At 57.1% G+C, this 15,460-nt stretch carries 18 protein-coding genes; 4 read left to right on the top strand and 14 right to left on the bottom strand.

Annotated features, from left to right (window positions below):
• Window positions 1–81: 81 nt before the first annotated feature.
• The 8 genes from dagF to ACQG2G_RS02380 are packed head-to-tail and all read right to left on the bottom strand — an operon-like array spanning window position 82 to window position 5,564.
• Window positions 82–822 (bottom strand): 2-dehydro-3-deoxy-phosphogluconate aldolase, encoded by a 741-nt coding sequence (dagF, locus tag ACQG2G_RS02415; RefSeq protein ID WP_045902455.1) that lies wholly within the window; start codon window positions 820–822, stop codon window positions 82–84.
• Window positions 819–1,937, bottom strand: a complete 1,119-nt coding sequence (locus ACQG2G_RS02410; RefSeq protein ID WP_061771435.1) for a DgaE family pyridoxal phosphate-dependent ammonia lyase — start codon at window positions 1,935–1,937, stop codon at window positions 819–821. Before ACQG2G_RS02410 ends, dagF begins: the two co-directional genes overlap by 4 nt.
• Complete coding sequence (locus tag ACQG2G_RS02405) at window positions 1,921–3,054, bottom strand: amidohydrolase/deacetylase family metallohydrolase (protein WP_045902454.1); 1,134 nt, start codon at window positions 3,052–3,054, stop codon at window positions 1,921–1,923. The genes ACQG2G_RS02410 and ACQG2G_RS02405 overlap by 17 nt, the downstream gene beginning before the upstream one ends.
• A gap of 42 nt (window positions 3,055–3,096) precedes the next feature.
• Complete coding sequence (locus ACQG2G_RS02400; protein ID WP_013095350.1) at window positions 3,097–3,738, bottom strand: DUF4310 family protein; 642 nt, start codon at window positions 3,736–3,738, stop codon at window positions 3,097–3,099.
• Window positions 3,739–3,751: 13 nt separating this feature from the next.
• On the bottom strand, window positions 3,752–4,528 hold the full coding sequence (locus ACQG2G_RS02395) for a DUF4311 domain-containing protein (protein WP_006810337.1): 777 nt from the start codon (window positions 4,526–4,528) through the stop codon (window positions 3,752–3,754).
• A gap of 22 nt (window positions 4,529–4,550) precedes the next feature.
• Entirely contained in the window at window positions 4,551–4,850 is a 300-nt protein-coding gene (locus ACQG2G_RS02390) for a DUF4312 family protein (RefSeq protein WP_006810338.1), read from the bottom strand.
• 2 nt (window positions 4,851–4,852) lie between these two features.
• Entirely contained in the window at window positions 4,853–5,215 is a 363-nt protein-coding gene (locus ACQG2G_RS02385) for an SFCGS family glycine-rich protein (protein ID WP_006179053.1), read from the bottom strand.
• Between the two features lie 10 nt (window positions 5,216–5,225).
• Window positions 5,226–5,564, bottom strand: a complete 339-nt coding sequence (locus tag ACQG2G_RS02380; RefSeq protein ID WP_028027887.1) for a glycine dehydrogenase — start codon at window positions 5,562–5,564, stop codon at window positions 5,226–5,228.
• A gap of 416 nt (window positions 5,565–5,980) precedes the next feature.
• On the opposite strand from ACQG2G_RS02380, the gene ACQG2G_RS02375 reads away from it, so the two are divergent.
• Window positions 5,981–6,136 carry a Hok/Gef family protein gene (locus ACQG2G_RS02375; RefSeq protein WP_020688727.1) on the top strand — a complete coding sequence of 52 codons (156 nt, stop codon included), beginning with the start codon at window positions 5,981–5,983 and terminating at the stop codon, window positions 6,134–6,136.
• A 69-nt stretch (window positions 6,137–6,205) separates the two neighbouring features.
• Here ACQG2G_RS02375 and cybC read toward each other — a convergent pair whose 3' ends face one another.
• Together cybC and pmbA are read right to left on the bottom strand one after the other, a co-directional pair.
• Complete coding sequence (cybC, locus tag ACQG2G_RS02370) at window positions 6,206–6,592, bottom strand: cytochrome b562 (protein WP_013095348.1); 387 nt, start codon at window positions 6,590–6,592, stop codon at window positions 6,206–6,208.
• Between the two features lie 40 nt (window positions 6,593–6,632).
• Window positions 6,633–7,985 carry a metalloprotease PmbA gene (pmbA, locus tag ACQG2G_RS02365; protein ID WP_032618803.1) on the bottom strand — a complete coding sequence of 451 codons (1,353 nt, stop codon included), beginning with the start codon at window positions 7,983–7,985 and terminating at the stop codon, window positions 6,633–6,635.
• A gap of 95 nt (window positions 7,986–8,080) precedes the next feature.
• On the opposite strand from pmbA, the gene yjgA reads away from it, so the two are divergent.
• Complete coding sequence (gene yjgA, locus ACQG2G_RS02360) at window positions 8,081–8,632, top strand: ribosome biogenesis factor YjgA (RefSeq protein ID WP_008501414.1); 552 nt, start codon at window positions 8,081–8,083, stop codon at window positions 8,630–8,632.
• Window positions 8,633–8,734: 102 nt separating this feature from the next.
• Here the strand turns inward: yjgA and mpl are convergent, their stop codons facing one another.
• Window positions 8,735–10,108 carry a UDP-N-acetylmuramate:L-alanyl-gamma-D-glutamyl-meso-diaminopimelate ligase gene (gene mpl / locus ACQG2G_RS02355; protein ID WP_013095346.1) on the bottom strand — a complete coding sequence of 458 codons (1,374 nt, stop codon included), beginning with the start codon at window positions 10,106–10,108 and terminating at the stop codon, window positions 8,735–8,737.
• Between the two features lie 197 nt (window positions 10,109–10,305).
• On the opposite strand from mpl, the gene fbp reads away from it, so the two are divergent.
• Window positions 10,306–11,304: a class 1 fructose-bisphosphatase gene (fbp, locus tag ACQG2G_RS02350; protein WP_013095345.1), complete on the top strand. Its 999-nt coding sequence runs from the start codon at window positions 10,306–10,308 to the stop codon at window positions 11,302–11,304.
• A 145-nt stretch (window positions 11,305–11,449) separates the two neighbouring features.
• Window positions 11,450–11,809 (top strand): helix-turn-helix domain-containing protein, encoded by a 360-nt coding sequence (locus tag ACQG2G_RS02345; RefSeq protein ID WP_061771928.1) that lies wholly within the window; start codon window positions 11,450–11,452, stop codon window positions 11,807–11,809.
• On the opposite strand, the gene ACQG2G_RS02340 is transcribed toward ACQG2G_RS02345, so the two are convergent.
• From ACQG2G_RS02340 to ytfT, 3 genes are all read right to left on the bottom strand, one after another.
• Entirely contained in the window at window positions 11,781–13,352 is a 1,572-nt protein-coding gene (locus ACQG2G_RS02340) for a methyl-accepting chemotaxis protein (RefSeq protein ID WP_061771927.1), read from the bottom strand. The two genes, ACQG2G_RS02345 and ACQG2G_RS02340, sit on opposite strands and share 29 nt — an antisense overlap.
• A gap of 93 nt (window positions 13,353–13,445) precedes the next feature.
• Complete coding sequence (yjfF, locus tag ACQG2G_RS02335; protein WP_248078785.1) at window positions 13,446–14,447, bottom strand: galactofuranose ABC transporter, permease protein YjfF; 1,002 nt, start codon at window positions 14,445–14,447, stop codon at window positions 13,446–13,448.
• A complete protein-coding gene (ytfT, locus tag ACQG2G_RS02330; RefSeq protein ID WP_248078788.1) occupies window positions 14,434–15,459 on the bottom strand; it encodes a galactofuranose ABC transporter, ATP-binding protein YtfT in 1,026 nt (341 codons plus the stop codon). Before ytfT ends, yjfF begins: the two co-directional genes overlap by 14 nt.
• Window position 15,460: the final 1 nt, after the last annotated feature.

Below are 15,460 nucleotides of genomic sequence, written 5' to 3'. Positions count from 1 at the left end.
CCCTAACCCTCTCCCCAAAGGGGAGAGGGGACGATTACACCCTCTCCCCTTTGGGGAGAGGGCTGGGGTGAGGGGCAGTTTTTACTTCACCAGCTTCTTCGTCATCGCAAGCAGCGTACGCACATCTTCCGGACGCGTATCGCCGCTGGCTTTGTCGATAATCGAACTATAAATATGCGGAATGATTTTGCTCACGCCCGCGTCCAGGGCGATCTGCAGGATCGCCTCGAAGTTATCCAGATCGATACCCCCGGTCGGCTCCAGCCAGAAGTCGTGACGGGCGCAGGCTTCCGCCACGGCCTGGTATTCGTCACGGCACTTCAGGCCGCCCATCGGGAAGTACTTAATCGAACTGCCGCCGAAATCCTTCAGCAGGGCAATCGCCGTTTCAACCGGCACAATGCCGTCCGGTGCCGCGCTGCTCAGCGGGCCGGTGGAGATTTTCACCATCCCGACGGTGCCGGTCGGTGAGACCAGTCCGTTGACCACCGATTCATTCTGCCCCAGCAGCGCACGGCTGGTGGCTACACCAGTGAAAACCTGGTTAACGTGCTGCGGCTGCACCTGACGGGAGATTTCGCTCACCATCGCCGACTGGTTCGGGTCACCCGCCCCCAGGCCTACCGAGAGCGCGTTATCAATCAGCGCCGCGTACTCGCGCATATCGGCAACCGCGCTGGGCACGTCCGGGTAATTTTTGGAGAGCACGCCCACCAGCACATGACCTTCCGCCGCCTCGTAAATGGCGCTGGCGTTCGCTTTTGAGCCTGCCAGCACGTTCAGGCAGACGCGGTCACGGTAAAAATTGGGAGTCAGTTTCATGCCTTTTTCTCCTGTCCTAACACTTCGCTTATGCGGCGGTACACAATGTTCAGCTGGTCAGCGTTCACGCTGCGCACGTCCGCTTCGATAATCCCTTCGTTGGCCTTGTAGCCGCGGAAATAAATGGCGTATTCGCCCTGCTTCAGGGCATTCACCAGCTCGCCGGTGCCGATGCCGGTTACGGCTTCGTCAAACTTAATCTCGGTACGCGCGATATCGCGACCGGCGCTGTCCCAGACCACGCGCGCGGTAACGCCGTTCAGGGTGTTGAGCGCGTCGATAAACGGCGTCATTTTTGCCACCATCTCCGCCCCACTCTCTTTGGTTGCCGTCAGGTAGTGTTCGATGGCGCAGGTCAGGCCGAGGATGCCCTCTTTACCCACCTTCATGGCGCGGCCAATGCCCGCCGTCTGGCGCTTCACCCACTCAACGTACTGGGTCTTGCCGATCACCAGGCCGCTGGTGGGCCCTTCGATCGCTTTCGCGCCGCTGTAGATCACCAGGTCGGCGCCGGAGCGGTAATAGGTATGCAGATCTTCTTCCGCTGCGGCATCGACGATCAGGGGCAGATCGTGTTTGCGCGCCACGACCGCTGCCTGCTCAACGCTGAGCATGCTTTTCTGCACGCAGTGGTGCGATTTGATGTAAAGGATCGCCGCGGTGCGCGGGGTGATGGCCGCCGCCAGCTGCTCGGCTGAGCATTCGTTAGCGTAGCCCGCTTCCACCAGCTTGCCGCCGCCCAGCGCCACCATGGTGCCCACCGGCGCGCCAAAGTTAACGTTGTGGCCTTTCGGCAGCACGATTTCGTTGTTCTCAACTGGAGTGACGTGCAGGTTTTCCAGCAGCCAGTCGCTGTCTTTCACCAGCACCGCCGCCACGGACTGGGCGATGCCCGCGGATGCGCAGGAGACCACCGTCGCGCCCTCCACGTCCAGCAGCTTCGCGATGTATTCCCCGGTTTTATTGACCAGATCTTTCATCTCGAAATAGTGATTCATGCCGTCCATCGCCGCCTGCACCACTTCCGGGCGTGGCGTGGAGACACCCAGCGCCGTCATGCGGCCGGAGGTGTTGATAACCTGCTTTAAGTTGTACTTCTCATAAATCGAAGGCATGTTCCGTGCTCCCTTGTTCGGTCATGTAGCCCTTGCCCGCGCGGATCGCGGCAAGCGGCACCAGAATGTGTTCAGCCTGCAGGCTGTCGTTTTCAGCATCCGTCAGCACCGTCGGCTGACGTTTAAGGGTGAACAGCGTCAGGTCGGCGTCGAGACCGGGTTCGATACGCCCTTTGCGCGTCAGGCGCAGGCCGTCGGCGGCGTTGGCGGTGACGCAGTCAATCACCTGCGGCAATGACATGCCGATGGCGAGGAATTTCGACATCACGCTCGAAAGCGAGCCCACCGGGCCGTTGATGCGGTTGCGACAGTAGATATCCGAGCTGATGGTGTGCGGCAGAATGCCCATCGCGATGGCGCGTTTCGCCACTTCAAAACTGAAGCTCGCCGTACCGTGGCCTACGTCCAGCCGCACACCGCGTTTCAGAGCGGAGGTGATGGAGGCACGCAGCTCGCCGGAGGGCGTCAGAATGCGGTTTGGCTTGCCGTTGTAGCAGTGGGTAATGATGTCGCCCGAGCTCAGCAGCTCGGCAATTTCGTCGAGGTTAGGCGGGTTATTGCCGATGTGCACCATCAGCGGCAGGTCGCCGTTCTCTTTCTGAATGGCTTTCGCACGCTCCAGCGGCGTAATACCGTTTTCACCCACCACGCTGCTGCTCATGCGCGCTTTCAGCCCGACGATAAAGTCAGGGTGGCGTTTCACCGCCTGCTTCACGGCATCGGCATCAATATTCGCCATATTGGCCAGCTCGTTCTGGGCAATCAGCCCCACGCGGGAGATATTCAGCAGGGCAAAGACCTCGGTTGAGGCTTTGCGGGTGATTTCGTAGAAATCGTCCACGTCGTCGGCACCGGTACTGCCCGCATCCACCACGGTGGTGACGCCGGTGGCAATACCCACGCTGTCCGGTTCGTCGTGGTAAATAGGGGAGTTCGGGTAGCAGTGGACGTGGGAGTCGATCCAGCCTGCGCTGACGAACACGTCACCGTTCAGCTCCACCGTTTTGCGGGCGGGAGCATCTATGTCGCCTGTTGCGGCAATTTTCCCGTCCTGAATGGCGATATCGGTCAGGGTATCGTCGCTAAGGCGCGCACGGCGCAGGAGTAAATCAAACATGGGGTTCTCCTGATAAGGCGGGCGCCAGCGCGCCCGCAGGTATTAAAGGGCGACCGGGAACAACCAGCCTAAAATCATGGCGCCAAGGATGGCACCGCCGGTGATCGGCTTCTGCCAGATGTAGAACAGCAGCGCGCCCAGCAGGGAACCGACGCCAATCGGAATGGAAGCGGTCATGGCGCTGAGGATAATCAACGGCCCCAGAAAACGACCGGAGGCATTGCCCGCGCCCATCATCACGTCCGCCCCGTAGGTGGAGTTGCTCTGGTTGATGGTGAACTTACGCGCCAGGATGATGACGTAGCCGATCGCCAGACCAATCACCAGGCCGGTAATCAGCGAGGCAATGAAGTTGGTCACCGGGAACATGATCCCCGCGCCCAGCAGCAGTGCTGGCACACCCAGACCCACGCCGGTCTGGATAGCCCCGCCGATGTCGAGGATCCCTACCAGCGATCCTTCGATGATACGGGCGAACAGGAAGCTTGCGCCGAACGCCGCCACTGCGCCGTATACGCCGGTATCAATTCCCGCCTTCAGCATCGCCACGAAGGCCACTTCGTTAAACGCGCCGATGCCGTAGAGGTAGTACATGTGCGTCCCGGCAAACACGCCGGAGGAGAGCAGGCCAACGAAGATCGGGAACGACCAGTCGGCATACCAAAAACCTTTATTCTGTTCCATGTAGAGGCTCCTGTTATTTACCGCTGAGCGAGTTGTGGATCATGTCGAGCCAGTTCGGCACGGTCAGATGGAAGGATTCAATCATCTTCATGTCGAAGCCGCGGAAGAAGCCGCTCAGCACGAAGAGCAGAACGATGGCCGCCATCATCACTTTGGTGACGTGGTTCCAGCCGCTCTCTTCCACGCCTTTACCGATCAGGATCCCCAGTACCAGGCCCGGTACGGCGTTACCCATAATCAACTGCGCCGCGCCGCCGAAGATGGTCGCCCAGAAGCCGGATTTTTTACCCGCGTCGATGGCCGCCAGCCAGAAGATCACCGGCATCACGGTGTTCACCAGCAGGTTTGCCGCCGGTACCAGCACCTTCACGGCGGTGACCTGCAGTGCGGCCGGAACAGACGAGGCAGTCAGGTTAAGGAAGGTGACGACAATCATGCCGATGATGCCGCAGGCAATCGCCATCTTGCGGGGATCGTGCAGCGTTTCGCCGACGTTACGGTTTTTGATCATCAAGGCTGCAGCACCCCAGTTTGGGATGATGCGGTGGTCTACGTCCTGTGTGAAGGCACCTGCGGCCACGGAAGAGGCCCAGGCGTTAAAGAAGAAGCCTAACCCAAAGGAGAAGTGAGAAGCCGGATCCCCTTCGCAGGAGTTCAGTTCCCCCAACGTACGAAACGCGCCCATACCCTGAGTGGTAGGCGCATGAAACATGCGTGCAGCCCCGGCTCCAACACCGACGCCTACCAGGCCGCCAATGATGAGCGATTTTATTAATATAATTAAGAACATCAGTCTGCCCTTTTATGAATAATCAGCGTTGCGTGACGAAATCCACCTGGTCGAGATTGATGGCGGTCACGTTGACGGTCACATCCAGCTCCACGCTGTAGGTGCGTCTTTCCCGGCGCAAAAAGAAGAACAGAAACGCTTCTTTACGCACCGCTTCTTGCGCCTGAACGACCTGCACATCCTGTGGCTCAATACGCAGTAAGATATGCGGTGAGGCTTTCATCACCGCGGCCTGAACGTGGTTGAGTGCGTCGGCAAAGGCGCGCGCTTTGGCGTCGCCCTTCCCCTTCACTCTCACCGTGGTTGTGAACTGTTCTTTCATGCTTATGCGCCGTGCTTCTTCTGCCACGCCTGCACCAGACGCTCGCCCAGCTCTTCTTTATCCATAAAGCCAAAGCCCAGCACGTTGCAGCCTTCGTTGATGGCGGTCACCCCCTCATCCACGGAGCGCATGCCGTATTTCGCTTTGTAGCCATATTTGGTTTGCGCCGTGATGGCACCCGCGCCGCCGCTGCCGCAGAAGGAGATGCCGAAGGTGGCATTTTCTGCTTTCATGACGTCGCCGAGTTTCATATCTGCCGCCATACCCGGCACGACAACCGCACGTCCACCCGCTTTTTCCACACCGGCAGCCACTTTCTGGCCTTTACCCAGGCGATCGCCAATCACGACTGTAATCTGTTCCATGTGTTGCTCCTTAAAGGTTGTCTTTCGCGACTTCAAAGTGAACGGAGAGCAGCCAGGCTTCTTCATCAGGAAGGTTGCCAAACTGCGCTACCACTTCACGGGCGAGCCGCATTGAATCCGGTGAAATTTCGTCGAACAGCTCTGCCTCCACTTCCGGCAGCGGCTCGCCGGTCACGGACCGGTGCGCCATCGCGCGGACATGGGAGGTGAGCATCTGTTCCTGTACTGCATTGGGGATGATGTTGTGCCGGGCCAGCAGGGCATAAACCTGCTGCAGCATGGTGTTCGCGAGCTTTTCTGTTTGCTCCGCCTGATCCCCAACGTCGTTCATTACCGCTCCGTTACTCACTGGTCTTACCCCGTTAATGGCTCTGGAATAAAACTAACGTTGGCGATGGCGGGTTTGTAGCGAGTTGTTTTCCACTTCGAAGTGGAAAGGCGAGCCGCAGCAGTGATCTGTGCCACATAAATAGGCTGAATCTGGATAAATCGCTGTATTTACGTGATGAATATCACGTTATCTGACGGCAAATATGGGAAGAGCGAAGCGGAAAAGATTACGAGCCGACTCGTAGAAATGTGACGTGGATAAGGTTTTCTTATGGGGATTCGCTAGAGTGGCGGCGGGTGCTTGAGACTGACCGTCTCAGGCATGGGACGGAAAGTGGAAAGCCCCGCCTGATAAAAAATCAGGGCGGGGGCTCGAAACGACACGTCGGACCGTGGAGTTCGCTACCTCGCCCGCTTTAAAGCAAGGAGGCATCCATGAAACGCCAATCCCCAATTATCCGGGTTTTGATGATTATTGCTTTGACAATAATCATCTTAACGCTGGTGACGAGGAAAACACTGTGCGAGATCCGTTTTCGAAACGGCTCGCTTGAAGTGACAGCGCGGATGGAGTGTCGCTCTGGCCAGTAGGGAGCAAAGATGCGGGGGCGCTAACTGCGCCCCCGCATACGGGAAAGGACGTACAGCTCAGGCACCCAATTAACGATACTTTTTGTGATACGTGTTACGCGTCGCGACAAACTGGTCTGCTGCCGCCTGGGCTTCCTTCACTTTGCCTTCGTTAGCGAGCTTCAGCGCGCCGTCAATCTGACCGACCAGCACGTCAAAGCCGTGGCGATAGTCCTTCATCTCTGCGCTGTCTGCCGCTTTGCTTTCCAGCTTTGGCGGCGTCGCTTTTTGCGCGTCCAGCGCCGCTTCACGCATTTTGGTCAATGCGCTTTTCATTTCTGCCGCATTGTCCGTTTTCTGAACGACCTTCAGGTTTTGACTGAGGATGTCCATGTTGTCTTCGAGATCGGCAGCAAACGCAGAAGAGCCAAGAACCAGCGTTGAAGCCGCGACGATCGCTAACAGGTGTTTACGCATTGCTCACTTCCTTTTTTATTATTAAAACGCTTTTCGGGTATTACTGGCCGGCGATTTTCATTTCCGGCAGTAATACAGAACCACACTGTATATTGCTACGTGTTTCAATATCGTTACCGACCGTAACGATATTGCGCCACATGTCCTTCAGGTTGCCGGCGATGGTAATTTCGCTCACCGGATACTGAATCTCGCCGTTTTCGACCCAGAAGCCTGCCGCACCGCGAGAGTAGTCTCCGGTAATGCCGCTCACGCCCTGGCCCATCAATTCTGTCACCACCAGGCCGGTGCCCATCTCTTTCAGCATCTGCTCGAAGTTCAGGCCCTGTCCGGCAATGCGCCAGTTATGGATGCCCCCCGCATGTCCGGTGCTTTTCAGCCCCAGCTTGCGCGCGGAGTAGTTGGTCAGCAGCCACTGGGTCAGAATGCCGTCTTTAACGATATCGCGGCGTTCCGTGCGCACGCCTTCGCTGTCGAACGGCGTGGAGGCCAGACCTTTAAGCAGGTGCGGGTGCTCTTCAATGGTCAGCCATTCCGGCAGGATCTGTTTGCCCAGCGAGTCGAGCAGGAAGGTCGATTTACGGTAAACTGAGCCGCCCGCGATAGCGCCCACCAGATGGCCAAACAGGCCGGTCGCTACTTCATTGGCAAAAATGACCGGGGCTTTCATGGTGGAGAGCTTACGCGGTGACAGGCGAGACAGCGTGCGTTCAGCACACGCTTTGCCCACCCACTCAGGGGACTGTAAATCCCCCAGCGCGCGGCCGATGGTGTAAGCATAATCCCGCTCCATATCGCCGTTTTCTTCGGCGATCACGCAGCTTGAGAGCGAGTGACGGGTTGAGCAATAGCCCTGCAGCATTCCGTGGCTGTTGCCGAAGACTTTGATGCCGTAGTGGCTGTTGAAGCTGCCGCCTTCGGTATTGGTGATGCGTTTATCCGCCTGCAAAGACGCCTGTTCGGCACGCGCGGCCAGCTCAATGGCTTCGTCCGGGGTGACTTCCGCCGGGTGGAAAAGATCGAGATCCGGGGCATCAAACGCCAGCAGATCTTTATCCGCAACGCCTGCATAAGGATCCGGTGAGGTGTAACGCGCAATATCCAGCGCCGCCTGCACGGTACGGGCAATGGCATCGGGGCTGAGATCGGTAGACGACGCGCTGCCTTTGCGGTTCTGGTGATACACCGTGATCCCCAGTGCGCCATCGCTGTTGAATTCTACATTCTCCACTTCGCCATAGCGGGTGCTCACGCTAATGCCGGTGGTTTTGCTGACCGCCACTTCGGCGCCATCTGATTTACCTGAAGCGAGCGTCAGCGCGGTGGAGACGGCTTCTTCCAGAATCTTACGCTGCGCTTCAACTTGTGAGGTTACTTTCATCGCAAATGCCATACTGTAAGAGAGAGTTAACTGAAGTCTAACAGAGAACCGTTTTTCAGTGCGCGTCTTAACTGGTAACATTAGCCTCTTTTTTTAAGGAGCCTGACATGACTAAGCAGCCCGAAGACTGGCTCGACGACGTTCCCGGTGATGACATCGAAGACGAAGATGATGAGATCATCTGGGTCAGTAAAAGTGAAATTAAACGCGACGCCGAAGAGTTAAAACAGCTTGGCGCAGAAATGGTGGAACTGGGCAAAAACGCGCTGGATAAGATCCCGCTCGACCAGGATCTGCGTGATGCCATTGAACTGGCACAGAAAATCAAAAAAGAAGGCCGTCGTCGCCAGCTTCAGCTTATCGGTAAAATGCTGCGTCAGCGCGACGTCGATCCGATCCGCCAGGCGCTGGATAAACTGAAAAACCGCCACAACCAGCAGGTTGCGCTGTTCCACAAGCTGGAGCAGATCCGCGACCGTCTGATTGAACAGGGTGATGATGCGGTACCGGAAGTATTGAACCTGTGGCCGGATGCCGACCGCCAGCAGCTGCGTTCACTGATCCGCAACGCGAAGAAAGAGAAAGAAGGGAATAAGCCGCCGAAGTCCGCGCGTCTGATTTTCCAGTATCTGCGCGAGCTGTCTGAGAACGAAGAGTAATATCGAACCGCCTGTTCCCCCCTCACCCCAGCCCTCTCCCCATAGGGGAGAGGGAGAAGAGTAATGTAGGCCCGGTAAGCGCTAGCGCCACCGGGCTTTTTTTTACTCTGCGGCCTCAGCCTTTTTCGCCAGACCGTCCAGCAGCTTCTGATGGATCCCACCAAAACCGCCGTTACTCATCACCAGAATATGGTCACCCGGCTGAGCGGCTTTCACCACCATATCCGCCAGAGCATCAACATCCGCACTCCAGTGCGCAGGCTGAATGCAGGCATCGGCCACTTCAGCTACCTGCCACGGAATATGCTGTGGCTGCAGCAGGAAGACTTCGTCGGCACGTCCTAAGGATGGCGCGAGATCGTCTTTGCAGATGCCCATTTTCATGGTGTTAGAGCGTGGCTCCAGCACCGCCAGAATGCGCGCGGTACCGCCGACCTTGCCGCGTAACGCTGCAAGCGTCGCCAGAATAGCAGTTGGGTGGTGCGCGAAATCGTCATACACGGTTACGCCGTGGGCTTCACCGCGCAGCTCCAGACGGCGACGGGCATTGATAAATGAACCCAGTGCATTCGCCGCATCCGCAGGCTGAACACCCACATGGCGTGCGGCAGCGATTGCCATCAGGCCGTTGTGCATGTTGTGTTCGCCAACCAGGCCCCATTTCACCTCACCCACTTTCTCGCCGTCGAGCCACACTTCCCACTCCGAGGCATCCACGTTGAGTTTTTTCGCCTGCCAGTGACCCTGCTCACCCACCAGCTCCTGCTCGCTCCAGCAGCCCATCGCCATGGTCTGCTTAAGATTGATGTCGTTCTCCGGCAGGATGATACGGCCCTGACCCGGAACGATGCGCACCAGGTGGTGGAACTGTTTCTGAATGGCTTTCAGATCGTCAAAGATATCCGCATGATCGAACTCAAGGTTGTTGAGGATCAGCGTGCGCGGGCAGTAGTGTACAAACTTGGAGCGCTTGTCGAAGAACGCACAGTCGTACTCATCGGCTTCGATCACAAAGAACGGGCTCTCCCCCAGACGCGCAGACACGTCGAAATTGCCCGGAACGCCGCCAATGACAAAGCCAGGCTTGTAACCACAGGCTTCAAGGATCCAGGTCGCCATACCGGCGGTGGTGGTTTTACCGTGCGTACCGGCCACGGCAACAACCCAACGGTCGCGCAGGACGAAATCATGCAGCCACTGTGGGCCAGACATGAACGGAATATTGCGTTCCAGTACCGCCTCAACGCACGGATTACCTCGCGTCATGGCGTTGCCAATGATCACCAGATCCGGCGCGGGATCCAGCTGGCTGGCATCATAACCCTGAATCAGAGAGATGCCCTGTTTTTCCAGGAGCGTGCTCATCGGCGGATACACATTGGCGTCCGAACCTGTCACTTCATGGCCCAGCGAGCGCGCCAGCATTGCCAGTCCGCCCATAAAAGTGCCACAAATCCCCAATATATGAATGCGCATACGTCACTATCCTTCTTCAATGTGGCGCACATTTTACTCACATGTTAGCGGGTGTGAAACGCATTTCAGGTAAATCCGTATATTGCTGGCGCGATTCACCTCTGCGCTACTATTTGAATATTTGTTAAGATTGTTGGGCATTAGTCGTTTTAGTGAACATACAATCGCTCTACTCACAAAGATGCAGGGAAAGTGTTATGAAAACGTTAGGTGAATTTATTGTCGAAAAGCAGCACGAGTTCTCTCATGCTACCGGTGAACTCACTGCTTTGCTGTCGGCAATAAAGCTGGGCGCTAAGATCATCCACCGTGATATCAACAAGGCCGGTCTGGTCGATATCCTGGGTGCCAGCGGTGCCGAGAACGTTCAGGGCGAGGTTCAGCAGAAACTCGATCTGTTCGCAAATGAAAAACTGAAAGCTGCACTGCGCGCGCGCGACATCGTTGCGGGTATCGCCTCTGAAGAAGAAGATGAAATTGTCGTATTCGAAGGGTGTGAACACGCGAAATACGTTGTTCTGATGGATCCGCTGGACGGCTCCTCCAACATCGACGTTAACGTTTCTGTCGGTACCATTTTCTCCATCTACCGCCGCGTCACGCCTGTTGGCACGCCGGTGACAGAAGAAGATTTCCTGCAGCCTGGCAGTCAGCAGGTTGCTGCCGGTTATGTCGTGTATGGCTCCTCCACCATGCTGGTCTACACCACCGGCTGTGGCGTGCATGCCTTTACTTACGATCCGTCTCTGGGCGTGTTCTGCCTGTGTCAGGAACGTATGCGCTTCCCGGAGAAGGGCAACACCTACTCCATCAACGAAGGTAACTACATCAAGTTCCCGACTGGCGTGAAGAAGTACATCAAATTCTGCCAGGAAGAAGATAAAGCGACGCAGCGCCCTTACACCTCCCGCTATATCGGTTCCCTGGTTGCGGATTTCCACCGTAACCTGCTGAAAGGCGGCATTTACCTCTACCCAAGCACCGCCAGCCACCCGGACGGGAAGCTGCGTCTGCTGTATGAATGCAACCCGATGGCGTTCCTGGCGGAACAGGCGGGCGGCAAGGCGAGCGATGGTAAAGAGCGCATTCTGGACATCGTGCCAGAAAGTCTGCACCAGCGTCGTTCCTTCTTCGTCGGCAACAACCATATGGTTGAAGACGTTGAACGTTTTATCCGTGAGTATCCGGACGCGTAATCCCTCTCCCGGGGAGCCGCTCTGGCTCCCCAATACATTTATATAATTTACCGTATAAGTGTTTATAAAAAACGCGCTTTAATATTCAGATTCGCTCCTGCATTATTTCCATAACAGTTTGACAGATATTTCCTGGAGCGTACCCGTGTCGAAAAACTATTCCCGTGCCAATACCGGCATCGATTTAAATCTTATTCCTGTCTTTATTGAAGTGGTCCGCTGCGGCAGCATGGCGAAGGCCTCTGTCCGGCTGGAGATGTCACGCCCGGCCGTGAGCCTGGCGTTGAAGCGCTTTAGCCAGCTTTTTGCTGAACCGCTATTTATCCGTAAAGGGTTATATCTTGAACCGACGGAAAAAGCGTTAACCTTAACTCACCAGCTGGAAATATTACTCGGTAATATTCACGATAATATTAGCGCGATTAATTTGTCCGAGAATAATACCCTGGTACAGAATGTACCAGGGTCGGGGAATATTATGCGACACTCTGCGTCGTCAGTTTAAATGATGACATGGCTTCCATCAGCTGGCGTGACTGCTCTTCCAGCGAGCGCGTCGCGGCAGAGGATTGCTGTACCAGCGTCGCATTCTGCTGCGCGGTTTCATCCATCTGATTTACCGCAATATTCACCTGTTCAATGCCGCGGCTCTGTTCCTGAGACGCGGTGGCAATTTCGCGCATCAGTTTAGTCATGCGCAGCACTTCGGTTGCGATCTCATCCATCGTTTCGCCCGCCTGCTGCGCCAGCTCGCTGCCCTCATTAACGTGGGTCTGCGAGTCGCTGATAAGTGAACGGATCTCTTTTGCCGCATCGGCGCTGCGGCTGGCAAGATTGCGCACCTCGCCCGCAACGACGGCAAAACCGCGCCCCTGCTCGCCCGCACGCGCCGCTTCCACGGAGGCGTTCAGCGCCAGAATGTTGGTCTGGAAGGCAATGCCGTCAATAACGCTCAGAATGTCGGCAATGCGCGCCGAGCTGCCGGAGATATCGCGCATTTTCTCGATCACATAGCAGACCATTTCGCTGCCGTGATCGGCAGTATCCGAGACAGATTTCGCCAGCTGGTGCGCCTGCTCGGCGTTATCCGCGTTGAGTTTCACCGTGGCGGTGATCTCTTCCATGCTGGCGGCGGTCTGCTCCAGCGAGGTCGCGGTGGACTCCGTGCGCTCGGCAAGATCCCTGTTTCCCGCCGTCAGCTCGCGGCTGCCGGTATCAATTTGCGAGCTGGCATCGCGGACCCGCAGCACCGAGTGCATCAGCGACTGGCGCATGCCTTCGATGGCGGCGTTCAGACGGTTGAACTCCTGGCTCGCCGGGGCATTCAGCGTGTGGGTTAAATCCCCCGCGGCGACGTTTTCCAGCTGCGCAATCGACGCCGAGAGCGGCTTGAGCAGCATGTGGCGCAGCACCAGCCAGGCCAGCACAATGATGCCTGCCGTCAGCAGCGCCGCGACAACGATCAGGACCAGAACCCGCGTTTTGCTCGACTGCACGGCGCTGACTTCCGCTTTCCCGCGCGCGTCGCTCCACATCTGGAACGCCTGCATATCGTTATCAAACTGCTTTGCTACCGGAATGAGCCTACTCTCCAGCAGATCGTAATAGCTGTCTGCGCTCTGTTCGTTCAGCGCTTTCAACATTGGGTTGATCCCCTGCTGGTTATAGGCCGCCAGACTGACCGCCACCTTATCCAGCAACTGCTGTCCCTGGGGATCGGCCACGCCTGCGTCGATCACGCCTTTCAGCGTTTTTTGCGCCAGGGCGATCTCCTGATTAATGCTTTTCACCGATTTCGCGGCATCGTCCAGCAGACCAATTTCCATCATTCTGACAGCCTGGCCCGCCTCGTTGCGCGCACGAAGGATCAGCGTATAGCCAGAATTGAGCTGCACCATCTGCTCACCCTGAAGGTGGTTGATGCGCTGAAGTGACGAAGAACTCTGTGTGAGGGCATAAATGCCAATGCCGCTGACAATCAGCAGCAGAAGGGTCATAACGGCCAGTAAAGAGAGCAAGCCGGTACGAATCGATAGCGTTTTAAGCATGATGTTATTTCCGGTAGCGAGATATTTCTGGGCATAAAAAAAGAGTATCGGCCGCTACCGGAAAATGTTTAGACTTTAAGCAAATTCAGCATGTTATCGCTCTGTTACTGATGTGTTCACGCGGGTAACAGGCGAGCTCTGGCGGTTCTCCCAGAGCATCGTCAGACCGCGCTGCAGGGCAATAAAAATAAACAGTAAAATGCCGATGGCGATTTTCGTCCACCAGGAGCTGAGCGTGCCGTCAAAGTTGATATAGGTCTGGATCAGCCCCTGGATTGCCACGCCAAACAGTGTTCCCAGTACCGTTCCCACCCCGCCGCTGAGCAGCGTGCCGCCAATCACCACAGAGGCAATCGCATCCAGTTCAACGCCAACCCCGGCCAGCGCGTAACCCGCCTGGGTGTAAATGGAGAAGACAATCCCCGCCAGCGTCGCCAGCCCGGTGGAGAGCATATAGATGCGGATGGTCGTGTTGCGGGTGGAGATCCCCATCAGGTTGGCCGAGGTCGCGTTGCCGCCAATAGCGTAGACCTGATTACCAAACCGGGTGCGATGGGCAAGGAAGATACCAATGACCACCACGCCCAGCATCAGCAGCCCCATCGCGCTCAGGCGGCCCCCGCCGGGGATTTTCCACGCCAGGCTGGAGAGCGTGTCGTACACCGGATGGTTGATCGGGATCGACTCCTCAGACACCAGATAACTCACGCCGCGCAGGAAGAACATTCCGGCAAGCGTAATGATAAAGGCCGGGATCTTGAGCGCGTCAATCAGAAGCCCCATAAAGGCACCAAACGCACAGCCCATCACCAGCACCAGCGGAAACGCCACCAGCGGCGAGATGCCCCAGAAACCGATCGCTTTGGCAAGAAACACGCCGGTAAAGGCGATCACCGAACCGACGGAGAGATCAATCCCCCCGGAGAGGATCACAAAGGTCATACCGACCGCGATGATGCCTAAAAAGGCGTTATCCGTCAGTATGTTACAAATCACACGCGTCGAGGCGAACCCCGGGAACTGGGTCAGGCAGTAGAGATAGCCCAGCACAAACACGCCCAGCGTGATCATTAACGGTAAATTACGTTTTATCATGGCCACGGATCCCCTTAATGATGCTGACAAAGCGCGGTGACTGGACGATCAGCACGCAGAGCACGACCACCGCTTTCACCACCTGGTTGAGTTCCGGCTGGAACCCGGAAAGCAGGATCCCGGTGTTCATCCCCTGAATAATCAGCGCACCAATTACCGAGAGCAGCAGGTTAAAGCGCCCGCCCATCAGCGATCCGCCGCCAATGACCACCGCCAGGATCGCATCCAGCTCCAGCCATAACCCGGCGTTGTTGGCATCAGCCCCACGAATATCTGCCGCGACGATCACCCCGGCGATGGCGGCACACACGCCGCTCAATACGTACGTGAGCATCACCATCAGCCGCGTATTGACCCCGGCGTTGCGCGCCGCACGGATGTTGATCCCGACCGCTTCAATGAACATGCCCAGCGCCGTTTTGCGGGTAAAGATCCAGAACACCACCAGCGTCACCAGCGCAATGATCACCGGCGTGGGGAAGAAGAGCAGCTTGCCGCTCCCGAGCCACGCCAGATTCGGCGAGTTGAAGGTAACAATCTGCCCCGAGGTGATGAGCTGTGCGACACCGCGCCCGGCCACCATCAAAATCAGCGTGGCAACAAACGGCTGGATTTTGAGCACCGCCACCAGAACGCCGTTCCACAGTCCGGCCAGCACGCCGGTGCCCAACGCCGCCAGCAGCACCACCGGCAGGCTATGTCCGGCCACGGTCATTGAGGCTGCCGTCGCCCCGGCAATGGCCATCACCGCGCCAACAGAAAGGTCGATCCCGCCGGTGGCGATCACCAGCGTCATACCAATGGCGAGCAGCGCCACCGGCGCGGCGCGGTTTAAAATATCGATCGGGCTGCCGAACAGGCGGCCATCCTGCACGATTATCTGGAAGAAATGCGGTGCGACCAGGCTATCGACCAGCAACACCACCAGCAGCGCGGCGATTTGCGGCGTGCCGGTCGGCCAGTTGAAGCGGCGTTTTGTTTCGCCAGTTTGCGAAAGCGAACGAGACATCACG

Source organism: Enterobacter cloacae complex sp. 382A5 (assembly GCF_050031095.1).
GTDB lineage: Bacteria > Pseudomonadota > Gammaproteobacteria > Enterobacterales > Enterobacteriaceae > Enterobacter > Enterobacter cloacae.
The sequence above is the reverse complement of the archived record's forward strand: the minus strand, read 5'-3'. Positions and strand labels throughout refer to the sequence as shown.